At 41.5% G+C, this 12,212-nt stretch carries 14 protein-coding genes; 12 read left to right on the top strand and 2 right to left on the bottom strand.

The window, feature by feature from the left end; all coding sequences use genetic code 11:
- Positions 1-55: 55 nt before the first annotated feature.
- A complete protein-coding gene (locus tag ACFBZI_RS10420; protein ID WP_375716257.1) occupies positions 56-928 on the top strand; it encodes a LysR family transcriptional regulator in 873 nt (290 codons plus the stop codon).
- A 149-nt stretch (positions 929-1,077) separates the two neighbouring features.
- On the opposite strand, the gene ACFBZI_RS10425 is transcribed toward ACFBZI_RS10420, so the two are convergent.
- Entirely contained in the window at positions 1,078-1,971 is an 894-nt protein-coding gene (locus ACFBZI_RS10425) for a LysR family transcriptional regulator (RefSeq protein ID WP_375716258.1), read from the bottom strand.
- Positions 1,972-2,082: 111 nt separating this feature from the next.
- On the opposite strand from ACFBZI_RS10425, the gene ACFBZI_RS10430 reads away from it, so the two are divergent.
- The 4 genes from ACFBZI_RS10430 (at position 2,083) to ACFBZI_RS10445 (ending at position 5,544) form a co-directional block, all read left to right on the top strand.
- Positions 2,083-2,664, top strand: a complete 582-nt coding sequence (locus tag ACFBZI_RS10430; protein WP_375716259.1) for an NAD(P)H-binding protein — start codon at positions 2,083-2,085, stop codon at positions 2,662-2,664.
- Between the two features lie 129 nt (positions 2,665-2,793).
- Positions 2,794-3,231 carry a nuclear transport factor 2 family protein gene (locus ACFBZI_RS10435; protein ID WP_375716260.1) on the top strand — a complete coding sequence of 146 codons (438 nt, stop codon included), beginning with the start codon at positions 2,794-2,796 and terminating at the stop codon, positions 3,229-3,231.
- A 180-nt stretch (positions 3,232-3,411) separates the two neighbouring features.
- Positions 3,412-3,618: a helix-turn-helix domain-containing protein gene (locus ACFBZI_RS10440; RefSeq protein ID WP_375716261.1), complete on the top strand. Its 207-nt coding sequence runs from the start codon at positions 3,412-3,414 to the stop codon at positions 3,616-3,618.
- A gap of 42 nt (positions 3,619-3,660) precedes the next feature.
- A complete protein-coding gene (locus tag ACFBZI_RS10445) occupies positions 3,661-5,544 on the top strand; it encodes a DNA cytosine methyltransferase (protein ID WP_375716262.1) in 1,884 nt (627 codons plus the stop codon).
- 76 nt (positions 5,545-5,620) lie between these two features.
- On the opposite strand, the gene ACFBZI_RS10450 is transcribed toward ACFBZI_RS10445, so the two are convergent.
- A complete protein-coding gene (locus ACFBZI_RS10450) occupies positions 5,621-6,505 on the bottom strand; it encodes a LysR family transcriptional regulator (protein WP_375716263.1) in 885 nt (294 codons plus the stop codon).
- 193 nt (positions 6,506-6,698) lie between these two features.
- Here ACFBZI_RS10450 and ACFBZI_RS10455 point away from each other — a divergent pair, with 193 nt between their 5' ends.
- From ACFBZI_RS10455 to ACFBZI_RS10485, 7 genes are all read left to right on the top strand, one after another.
- Entirely contained in the window at positions 6,699-7,130 is a 432-nt protein-coding gene (locus tag ACFBZI_RS10455; protein ID WP_375716264.1) for a cyclophilin-like fold protein, read from the top strand.
- Positions 7,131-7,231: 101 nt separating this feature from the next.
- Complete coding sequence (locus tag ACFBZI_RS10460; protein WP_375716265.1) at positions 7,232-8,224, top strand: alpha/beta hydrolase; 993 nt, start codon at positions 7,232-7,234, stop codon at positions 8,222-8,224.
- Positions 8,225-8,395: 171 nt separating this feature from the next.
- A complete protein-coding gene (locus ACFBZI_RS10465; RefSeq protein WP_375716266.1) occupies positions 8,396-8,995 on the top strand; it encodes a flavin reductase family protein in 600 nt (199 codons plus the stop codon).
- Positions 8,996-9,103: 108 nt separating this feature from the next.
- The gene (locus ACFBZI_RS10470; protein ID WP_375716267.1) at positions 9,104-10,195 is read left to right on the top strand and encodes a nucleoid-associated protein; all 1,092 of its coding nucleotides are present in this window, start codon (positions 9,104-9,106) and stop codon (positions 10,193-10,195) included.
- 93 nt (positions 10,196-10,288) lie between these two features.
- A complete protein-coding gene (locus ACFBZI_RS10475) occupies positions 10,289-11,386 on the top strand; it encodes a hypothetical protein (RefSeq protein ID WP_375716268.1) in 1,098 nt (365 codons plus the stop codon).
- A gap of 254 nt (positions 11,387-11,640) precedes the next feature.
- On the top strand, positions 11,641-11,877 hold the full coding sequence (locus ACFBZI_RS10480) for a hypothetical protein (RefSeq protein ID WP_375716269.1): 237 nt from the start codon (positions 11,641-11,643) through the stop codon (positions 11,875-11,877).
- On the top strand, positions 11,840-12,212 hold a 373-nt coding region (locus ACFBZI_RS10485), incomplete at its 3' end, for an MsnO8 family LLM class oxidoreductase (RefSeq protein WP_375716270.1). The genes ACFBZI_RS10480 and ACFBZI_RS10485, both read left to right, overlap by 38 nt.

Raw genomic sequence — 12,212 nt, forward strand, 5'->3', positions numbered from 1 at the left:
AAACGCAACAAGATACAAATTTCAAACATTATGTTGCAAAAATAGGTTATGAAATATGAACAATGTGAATTTAAACGACATCAGCCTGTTTGTTACCGTGGTGCAGGCGGGCAGTTTTAGCAAAGCCGAAGAGATTACCGCCATTCCCAAATCCCGCTTAAGCCGCCGTATCAGCGAACTGGAAAAAAATCTCGGCACGGCGTTAATCGGCAGAAGTAAAAAAGGCGTGGTGCTAAATGAAGTGGGCGAACAGTTTTACCTAAAAGCCAAAGAGATGATGCAGGCGGCACAGCTTGCCCTAGACAGCGTACAACACCGCTTAAACGAGCCGAGCGGTTTATTGCGAATGTCGGTGTCCACCGAAATCGGCAGGGGCATTTTGATGCACCATTTGGCTGAGTATCGTGAACGCTATCCTAATGTCCGCCTTGCCGTGGAAATCAACAACAAGCGGGTGAATATGATCCACGAAGGCGTGGATATTGCCCTGCGGGTCGGTGTAATTGACGATGAAAATGTGGTCGCCCGCAAGCTGACCGAGATTCAATTCGGCTTGTTCGCCCATCAAGATTATCTGCAAAAACACGGCACGCCCAACAGTCCGCACGAATTGCACCAGCATTCGCTATTATACAAATATGACGGCATAGAATGGCAATTTAGCCACAAAGGACATCAAGTACATATCCAGCCACACAGCAGTATCAGCAGTAACGATGCCAATTTTCTCGGCAAAATGGTCGCCGACGCTGCTGGCATTGCCCTGCTGCCGATTTTTGATACGATGATTTTGCCAAATATGGTACAGATTTTGCCCGAATGGGAAATCCCAACCATACCGCTGTACGCCGTGTACTACAAAAATCGGGGTGCAGTGCCGACGGTGCAAAGTATGGTGGCATTTTTGCGAGAAAAAATTTCAGCTTAGTGGGGATTTTGCAGAAAATTGGTGATTTTTGACCGCTTGTAAAAAAGAGCGGGCGGTTTTTTGAAAGTTTTTGAATAGAACAATGCCGTCTGAAAACCCACTTTTCAGACGGCATTGTTGCAAAAAAATCCCCAAAATCCGACCGTTTGTTACACTTTCAACGATTTGACTAAGGCTTGAAATATCGGCGAATCGGCACGGCGGGAAGGGTAATAAAGATGATAGCCTTGATAAATCATCGCCCAATCGTCCAGCACGGTTAGCAAACGCCCGTCCGCCAATTGTGCCTGAATGCTGTCGGCGGGTATCCAAATCAGCCCCAAATCGGCTAAGGCAAATTGCACCAGCAGATTGGCTTGATTGGCGATAAATTGCCCTTGCGGTTGCACTTTGACCACTTTGCCTTTATTCAGCGGATCGGCAAATTCCCACGCCAGCAAGTTGCCGAGCGTCATCAGCCGCATTGCACCGCATTGGTGTTCGGTCAGCTCAAACGGTGTTTTCGGCGTGCCGTGCCTTGCCAGATAAGCAGGACTTGCCGCCACGCACATTCGCAAATCGTCCGACACTCGCACCGCAATCATATCTTTTTCCACATCATCGCCCAGCCGAATGCCCGCATCAAAGCGTTCCGCCACGATGTTGCTAAAACGAGTTTCGCAGGTCAGCTCAAGCTGTATATCAGGATAGCGTTGCATAAATTGTTGAAATTTCTGCCATAACACCGTGCTTAAGGCGTGTTCTGTGCTGTTGATCCGCAAGGTTCCGCTTAGGCTGTTGCGAAAAGTGCCAAGGGCGTTGATCTGTTCGTCAATATCGTCAAACAGTGGGCGTAACCGCTGTTGCAACTGCTCGCCAGCTGCCGTCGTGGACACATTGCGGGTGGTGCGGTTGAGCAATTTCACCCCCAGCCGTGTTTCCAAGCCACGAACGGCGTGGCTTAACGCCGATTGCGATACACCAAGCTGTGCCGCCGCTTTGGTAAAACTGCCTGTTTCGGCGACCAATAAAAAAGTGCGTAAATCGTTTAGGTTTTCAGACATCGCCATTCCTATTAATGAATTTCATTCATAAGCCTATGCGATTTTACCCTGCTAATCAAATGAAATTACCTGACTTAGAATAACCCCATCGTCAGACAGTAAGGAAAACGAATGAAAAACATCTTAATTTTAGGGGCAACAGGCGGTTTGGCTCGTCAAGTAATCCCTGTATTACTTGCCAAACCAGATATTCATCTCACCTTATTTGCTCGCCGCAGCGAACCTTTGGCGGAATTTGCCGCCCCGAATGTGCGGATTGTCAAAGGCGATGTATTGGATTTTGACGCATTATGTAAAGCAATGGCAGGACAAGATTTGGTCTATGCCAACCTTGCCGGCAACCTTGAGCCAATGGCGGACAATGTCGTCAAAGCGATGGAAAAAAGCGGTGTAAAACGCTTGATTTGGATCAGCTCAATGGGCATTTACAACGAAACAGGCGAAGATCACGGAACGATTTTGCAGCCCTATAAACGCTCGGCTGCCATCGTGGAAAACAGCGGTTTGGCGTACACCCTAATCCGCCCAGCGTGGTTTACCAACAGCCCCGAAATCGACTACCAACTGACACAAAAAGGCGAGCCGTTTCAAGGTTCGCAAGTATCCAAACGCAGTATCGCCGATTTAATCAGCAAAATTATCGCCGATCCAGAGTGTTACAGCGGACAAAGTTTGGGAATTGGTAAAGTATAAATTGGGCATTTGCAGATTTTTAACAAAATACGACCGCTTGCATTGATGAACTCAATTCATCAGTTTAAACCACTTTACCCTACTAATTAGCGGTAAAAATTTCACATTCACAACCAATAAGGAATAAAAATGAACCTTCAACACATTCAAGATCGTTTGGCATTAAAAGATTTGGTGGACACTTTTTCCAATCTCGCAGACGAGAAAAAAGTCGCTGAACAAATGCCCTTATTCACCGAAGACGCACGAGTAACTACCTATATCGGCGGCGAACTGTTCGCCGATATGACAGGACGCACCAAAATTGAGCAGGTTTTTAGCAATTTTTTGGCAAATTTCCACACGGTTTACCATCTCAACGGACAGCATACCGTTACCTTTGCCGATGAAAACCGTGCCGACGCCATCAACTATTGCTTAGTCAAACTGGTAGAAAACAAAGACGGCAAAAACATCGTGCATACCCACAGCGTGCGTTATCAAGACAGCTATCAAAAACACAACGGCAACTGGCTCATCAGCCGCCGCATCGCCAATTTTATGGTGAGCGAACAGGCGGAAATGTAAAAGAGCGGGCGGTTTTTTCAGAGTTTTTTAAATGATAAATGCCGTCTGGAAGTAAATTTTCAGACGGCATTTTTACAACCCTAAAGGTAGGTTATTTTCTTAATTTTAAATTGTTACTCATAGTCCGTTGTTTTATTGTCAACAATATTGATAAAGTAATCCTAATTTTGAGGAGGGTATATGATTTTAGAAAAAATAGGGCTACGAATACGAGAGTTGCGAAAAGCACAAGGGTTCAGTCAGGAAAAATTTGCACTAAAAGCAGAGATTGATCGGACTTATCTTGCAGGTATTGAACAAGGCAAACGTAATCCTTCCATAAAAAGCCTAGAAAAGATTATTAATGCGTTAAATGTATCATTTCATTCTTTTTTTCAAGGAATGTAGTGTTGATTATAAGTAACATTTTAGTATAATTAGGAGAAGTTAATGCAACATTTTGGACAGGCTGAAAAAAGCATTCAGCACTTATTTCAAGTTGGGCAACAAGTTAAATTTCAACAATCGTTCTTTACCGTTGAAAAAATAGGCAAACCAGTTTGTGATAAAGGAGAACCCAAAACAGATATTTACTTACTTTTAAACAACGGTGAAGAAAAGAAAGAAATTAAAATTTCTTATAAAAAAGAGAATGCTGATTTTCTTGAAAATAAAATTAGTGCCGAAAGAGCAGAACAATTATTCGGGCAAAATTGGGCTAGTATTATTCAGCAATCAACCCAGAGTATTCTATCTAATTTCCTAAACAAACCCTTAATTTATAAAATTCAATATGGGCGAGTAGAGCAAGGTGCAATTACGCTCGGATGGAAATTTGAATTGATGAATAAAATAAGTGGCGAGCTATCAGGAAGATTATCACTAACATCTCAACAAATTATTGACGTATATTCAGGTAGCCATCTTTCCATTGATAAACGTAACGCAAAAATAAACGGTGAAACTATTTTAAATTCAGGCGTAGCAAACTATATATTAATTGGGCAAAATTTTTCATCCGCAAATGATGTCTTAGCTCACATCATATCCATTGATGAATATATTAAGCAAAATCCTGATATTTATTTTGCTTGCAAAGCATTAAATTACCGTACTTTTAAGCATAAATATGATGGAAATAGACCGCTTGCTGTACAAGTAAATTGGCAAATTATTGATGGAAAACTCACACCAACATTAATTTTTGATCGTCCCTTAACGTGGAATGGCAACGAAGTTGCTACTCAACTTTTAGAAAAGTTAGCACAATTGAACATTGAAACAACAGATGATATAACTCAACAAAATGCAGTTATTCACTATATTCACCAGCAAAGTCAAATAATGAAAGTAATTAGTTTATTTAGCGGTTGTGGCGGTTTAGATTTAGGCTTTGAGCAAGCTGGTTTTGAAATTCCGATTGCCAATGAATACGACAAAACTATTTGGGCAACCTTTAAAGCTAACCACCCTAATACAAGATTGATTGAAGGTGATATTCGCAAAATTAAAGAAAGCGATTTCCCTGACGATATAGACGGTATTATCGGCGGACCGCCTTGTCAATCTTGGTCGGAAGCTGGCTCATTGCGTGGCATTGATGATGAACGGGGACAGCTCTTTTTTGATTACATTCGTATTTTAAAAAGCAAACAGCCCAAATTTTTTCTTGCAGAAAATGTCAGTGGAATGCTCGCCAATCGGCATTCCAAAGCCGTACAAAACATTCTTAAAATGTTTGAAGAATGCGGATATGATGTCAGTCTAAACCTTGTAAATGCCAAAGATTATGGGGTAGCACAAGAGCGTAAACGAGTTTTTTATATCGGATTTAGAAAAGATTTAAATATCAAGTTTGATTTTCCAACTGGTTCAACTGTTGATAACAACCATAAATTGACGCTAAAAGATATTATATGGGATTTGCAAGAAACTGCTGTTCCCGCATTAGAACAGAATAAAACCAATCCACAAGCGGTTAATAATAATGAGTATTTTATCGGCAGTTTTTCACCGATTTTTATGAGCCGTAATCGGGTCAAAGCCTGGAATGAACAAGGTTTTACCGTTCAAGCATCGGGCAGGCAATGCCAATTACACCCACAAGCCCCCAAAATGGAAAAATATGGGACAAATGATTGCCGTTTCGTCATCGGCAAAGAACACTTATACCGCAGAATGACGGTCAGGGAAGTGGCTCGAGTACAAGGTTTTCCTGATGACTTTAAATTTATTTATCAAAATGTCAATGATGGCTATAAAATGATTGGCAATGCCGTGCCTGTGAATTTAGCTTATGAAATTGCAAAAGCAATTAAACAAGCCATATCTTAATTAGTTATTGAGTTTTATTTTTTATATTTAAACCACGCCGTCTGAAAGTGAATTTTCAGACGGCATTTTGCACCAGCTACACCTTCAAATAATCAATCACGCACCTTAAGGCATAAGACACATTGCGGTGTGGGTAATACAGGTGAAAGCCAGTGAACGTATGGCTAAAAGGTTGCAACACCTGAATAAGCTCGCCGCAAGCCAGTTCGCCTTCCACCATATCTTGTGGCACATAGCCCAAACCCAGCCCACGCTTTGCTGCGTCCCGAATGGAATAATCGTTGGAAAACGTCCATTGCCCTTGCGTTTTAATTTGAATCGGTTTGCCGTCTTGCACCAAATCCCAGTCGTACATCGCCCCGCTGGCGTAACGGTAGCCGATACATTGGTGGTGGCGTAAATCATCAGGCGTTTTGGGGAAACCGTAGGCGTGGAAATAATCAGGTGAGCCGACCACCGCCATTTTCTCATCATTGCCGATCCGCACCGCAATCATTCCTTCCGCCACCACATCACCAAAACGCACGCCTGCATCAAAGCGTTCGCTGATGATGTTGGTGAGTGCCGTATCGCTGATCAGCTCAAGCTGGATTTGCGGGTAATCGGTTTTAAAGCCCGCCAGTTTCGGCAACAACACCTTATCAATGGCGTATTGATTGGCGGTAATCCGCACCAAGCCAGACGGCGTGTCGCTCAAATGCCCAAGCATTGTCAGTTGCCGATCCAACCGCTCAAAACTTTGCTCGGCAACGGCAAACAGCTGTTCGCCTGAATGGGTCAGCGACAGACTGCGAGTGGTGCGGTGAAACAGTTGCACGCCTAAGCGTTGTTCCAACAATTTCACCGTGCGACTGAGTGCCGATTGCGAAATCCCCAGCCCATTCGCTGCTTGAGTAAAACTGCCAGCCTTTGCCACGGCAAGAAAGGCGTAAAGGTCGTTGTAGTTTTCTCTATTTAACATCAATCATTCCAAATTTAAGCGATTTTCGGCTTATTTTAAGCTGATTTAGAACCCAAGCAAATAAATCTTATGCAAATTTTATGTATTATCATTGTAACTGGCGTTTTTTATAATGGGCGTTATATCAGATGATTTGCAAAAAATGAATCAAAACAGACCGCTTGTAAACATCATCAAACATTAAGGCAGTACAATGAAAAAACTCACTCTCGCCCTATTTGGCTTAATCTTCGCCGCTTGTACCCAAGCACAACCCCAAACCGCAACGACACAAGGAGCAATGATGCACATTCAAATAGGCAACCAACAGTTTGATGCCGAATTGGCGGACAGCCCAACCACCGCCGAATTAAAAAAATACTTACCGCTGGTGCTGACGATGACGGATTTACACCGCAACGAAAAATACGCAGCCCTGCCCCACCCGTTGCCACGCAACGATCAAGCGGTCGGACGGATTGAAGCGGGCGATGTATTGCTGTATCAGGGCGATACGCTGGTGGTGTTTTATGAAAGTTTTTCTACGCCTTATCGTTATACCCGAATCGGCAAAATCACCCACACCGAGCAACTCAAAAACGCCTTAGGCACAGGATCGGCAACGGTTGGTTTTAGCCTTAAATAAAAAAGGAAAGCAAAATAATGAAGAAAACCTTGATAACAAACACGCTTATCGCTGCAATGGCGATGGCGTTCAGTGCCACTTTATATGCAAAGGAAACCCCAATGACTCAAATCAAAATCCCAGCCCAAACGCTGACCATTACCCAACAATGGGACAAAGTATTCGCTCAATCGGACAAAGTTACGCACCGCAAAGTGCATTTTACCAACCGTTACGGTATTACCTTGATCGCCGATTTATATATGCCGAAACACGCCCAAGGCAAACTGCCAGCGATTGCGGTAAGCGGTCCGTTCGGTGCGGTCAAAGAGCAATCTTCAGGCTTATATGCCCAAACCTTAGCCGAACACGGCTTTATTACCCTTGCCTTTGATCCGTCTTACACGGGCGAAAGCGGCGGTTTGCCGAGAAACGTCGCCTCGCCTGACATTAACACCGAAGACTTTTCCGCTGCCGTGGATTTTCTTGCCAATCTAGACGGCGTGGACGGCGATAATATCGGCATTTTAGGCATTTGCGGTTGGGGCGGAATGGCACTCAACGCTGCTGCTGCCGATCCACGCATCAAAGCCACCGTCGCCAGCACGATGTATGATATGGCTCGTGTGATGGCAAACAGCTACAACGACAGCACCACGTCCGCACAGCGTTACGCCATGCGTCAAGAGATTGGCAACCAACGCACCAAAGACGCCCAAAACGGTACGCCCGCAGAAAGCAGCGTCCGCCTGCCTGAAAAACTAAACGGCGATGAACCGCAGTTTGTGCAAGATTACTGGCAATACTACAAAACCCCACGTGGCTTTCACCCACGCAGCATCAATTCAAACGGTGCGTGGGCGGCGACCAACGCCTATTCGTTCGCTAATATGCCGCTACTAAGCTACATCAACGAAATCCAATCTCCTGTGCTGATGATCCACGGCGAAAACGCCCATTCCCGCTATTTTTCCGAAGATGCGTTCAAAAAACTCACCGGCAGTAACAAAGAACTGCTGATTATCCCAAATGCCAACCACGTGGATTTGTACGATAACACCAGCAAAATCCCATTTGATAAATTGGCAACGTTTTTTAGGGAGAATTTGAAGTAAAAGAGCGGGCGATTTTTTTTAGAGTTTTTTAATGACAAATGCCGTCTGAAAACCCAATTTCAGACGGCATTTTTGCAAAAAATTAACGATTTTTTGGCCGTTTGTTCAACCTTTTTTCTTAGGCTTGTTTCTTATAAAATAACCACAATTCATTTAACAATAAGGCATTGTATGGCAATTCAACCTGTTGAGATTTCAAAATTTTACCGCTTGGTCAATCACGGGCCGACCACGATGATTTCCGCCAAACACAACGGCGTGGAAAATGTGATGTCTGCCGCTTGGGTGTGTGCTTTGGATTTTGTGCCACAGGCAAAATTGATGATTGTGGTGGATAAGAAAACCTTTACTCGTCCGCTGATTGAGCAAAGCGGCTGGTTTGCAGTGCAAATTCCTGTGGCAGCACAAGCCCAACTGGTGCTGGATATGGGCGAAAGTCGCAAGGATCTGCCCAATAAATTGGATAAACTAGAATTGTTTTATCAAGACGGCTTTGATGTGCCGTTGGTGAAAGGTTGTGCGGCGTGGATTGTGTGCAAGCTGATTAGCGAACCGCACAACCAACAACAGCACGATCTGTTTATCGGCGAAGTGCAAGCCACTTGGGCGGACGACCGTATTTTTGCCGATGGGCATTGGCTGTTTGACGACGCCCCCGATGAACTTAAAACCCTGCACTATGTTGCTGGTGGGCAGTTTTATAAAATTGGCGAAGGGTTGAATTTGGAAAGAGACCCAGATGTGGAGCAGAAGTGCAAGCAATTTGGGTAATTTTTTTAGGTTTTCATCTATCATCTTGTATTTCTTACATCAATTAGTATTGTAAGTATGTTATAATTTAGCAATACATATTCTTTTTAAAAATACCAAAGGAGCAATATGTCTATTGTAATCAAAGCAGGGGTTATTCATCAAATTAAAAAACAACAAAATAGCCCATCAACAAATGCAACTCTACAATTACAGAGTGCCTTACATACAACTAATAACCATTTATCTACTTTTGTGGATTATGCAGAACAACAATTACAAAAATCTGGCAGAAACCGCTCAATAAGCGGTGGTTTTGGTATTCAACACACCTTATCTCAAGTATTAGCTCATAACTATTTTACAAATCAAGGACAGGTTAATTACTTACAACTTTCAAAAGATTTAGCACAAGGATTATATCATTTTGTAACACAAAAAACGGCGACTACAGGTGAATATGTACCAATGGTATTTTATAGTCAAAATGATATGGATTATTTATTGATTTCACTAATTAGCCTAAACAAATATATTAATATCAATACTCAGGGCGAGTTCTCTAATACCAGTGTGATAGATAATGATGCATTAAAAGTAGGGATAAAAATCAACCTAACTGAAATGCAAAAACACTATGCAATGCCAAATGATGAACAACCTGAAGGTTGTTATATTCAATGGATTCAACGTGGTAATACTAAACTACCTGACTATATTCAAGATTTTATTCCTGTAGGTGAAAAAATTGATAATGGTAAATCTACTTCTGCTACATTGAAGACTATAAAAAATTATACCACTAGCGTATTTGAAGATCCTAAAATTCGCTATAAAGTAGAGTCGGATGTAGTGACATTGATGCGTACTAAATATGAAAATGGCGAATCTGTTCATATTGAAGAAGATATTGATACTTTGCTTAACAATGCATTAACTACTTATGGTTTAGAAAATCGACCAAAATTTAGTGATTACCGCCAAACCAACAATATTGTATTAGATTCATGTTTTAAAGTTGATGAAGGCAAATTGCGACCTTACGAAAAATTTGATTTATCACTTCCCAATAAGGGTATTACCGTTAAAGGGGAAATGGGGCAATTAGGGGAAAGTATTTTTGTGGAAGAAGATAAATATCACAAAAAATACTTAAAAATTGAATTGGAACAAGATGAATTTGACCAAATTACCCAACGTTACGAGAGTTTATTACAATGATCTTAACTGAGTTTTTTAGTTTAGTAACCGAAATGTCTGTCAGCAAAAAGAGCCTGACAGGCTTTATTTTACCTAAAAAAACAAGAAGATATTGTGGCATTGCAGAATTGGGTAGATACAAGTGCAGAATTTAATTTAATTGATGATCCCCTTGAAATCGATAAAGAAACTTCTTTTGAACTAAAACCTATCTTGCAAGGCGGGTTTGGCTATGCCAGTTACGAAGATTATTTTGATAGGAAACGGGAATGGTGGAACGATCCAAATTTCGATAATGTAGTCGAGCATCAGTGGTGGTTATACCAAGCTTCAACAGCCCAAATCTCTCAAGGAAATTTCCAAGTAATTGCTAAGTTATTGCAATTATTGGCCGATAAAAATCGTTTCTATACAACTAATCATATCGTTGTATTTTTTGGTAACAAACCATCAGAACTGGCTTTGAAAGCCCAAGATTGTCACTCTTTTGTTCAGCTTGTTCGTAACTTGTCCGAACCACAAGTTCAAGCTATTAATAAAATTTGTGGATTTCTAGGTGGTAATAATGAAGATGAACATTTTTATGCAAAGAAAAATGCCTTTTCAACTACTTTAACTGATTACTTAACAGAGAAAGAAGGACGGATCCAGCACGATATCTGCGATTTAGTTGCGGATATTGTAAACATAACAAACCAAGCACTAACACAGTATGATCTTTATCTTGAAGATTTTTCTTACAGTAAATTTGTCAAAAAGATCGAAGAAAATGCTTCCAAATTTACAACCAGAATTAATGATGCACTAGGTAAATCCGTAACTCAAGTATTAGGAATTCCTGTTGCGACAGCTGTCTTTAACTTAGTAAAAATAGATTTACATTGGGGAAGTGTTCTTTCTTTAATGATTTATACTTTGCTATGCGCATTAGTATTATGGACTCAGCAAAATAATCTTTTCCATATTGAAAAAGAGTTTGAGATATTTGAAAAGACGCTACCGAAACAGTTAAAAAACAATACCTGGAATATACATAAAAATGCAATTTTTGATCAACTTAAAAATCAAAAACGATTAATTAAATTTTTATGGCTCATTATTGTTTGTGCATTTTGTTATTCTTCTGGGTTAATTTGCTATTTATCTGCTATAACAGATTTTAAATGGGTTTATAAATTGCTTAATCTGGTACATTCCCGTTTAAAAATCTAAAACCCAGCTAATTAAATGCCCTTAAACTCTTCCCGTCGAAACTATCATTGTCAAATTATATTTCAGGCAGATGAACTGTATTTCCCTGTATTAGATCTATCATTTCTTTGGCATAGAAATATTGCCAAGTTATGCACGTTTTGGCGTGATGAAAAATCCGCAAATTGAGAAAAATTTCGCGCGTTGGGAACAGCATTTGGAAAAGTTGTTTTGAAAGAGCGGGTGAAAATTTTTGAGTTTTTTTTGAATAAGTAATGCCGTCTGAAAGCAAATTTCAGACGGCATTTTTGCAGAAAATTCAAAAAAAATCAGACCGCTTGTATTTGCAAAAGAGCGGACGTTTTTTTTGCGAGTTTTGGCAATTTAGGCAAAAATCTGCTTATTTTAAGCAAGGTTTTGGATCAGGTTTGTCCTATAATAAACGCCATCAAACATACCGATTTGGAGAACGCTATGAAATTATCCGCTTTAAATCTTGTGCCTATCCGTGAAGGGCAAAACGCTCAAGATGCCATTGCATCGCACATCAAACTTGCTCAACATTTGGAAAAAATCGGCATTGAGCGAATGTGGATCGCCGAGCATCACAATATGCAAAATCTGGCGAGTTCGTCCACCCAGCTGTTGATTATGCACACCCTTGCCAACACGCAAACGCTCAAAGTCGGCTCAGGCGGCGTGATGTTGCCCAACCACAGCCCTTATGTGGTGGCGGAGCAATACGGTACGCTGGCAACCATTTTCCCTGGTCGAGTAGAGCTGGGGCTGGGACGTGCGCCAGGTACTGACGGACTAACCGCCTTTGCCTTGCGAAAAGGTCGCAAGC

It is taken from the genome of Moraxella marmotae, from assembly GCF_042219885.1.
In the GTDB taxonomy this organism is placed as follows: Bacteria; Pseudomonadota; Gammaproteobacteria; order Pseudomonadales; family Moraxellaceae; genus Moraxella; species Moraxella marmotae.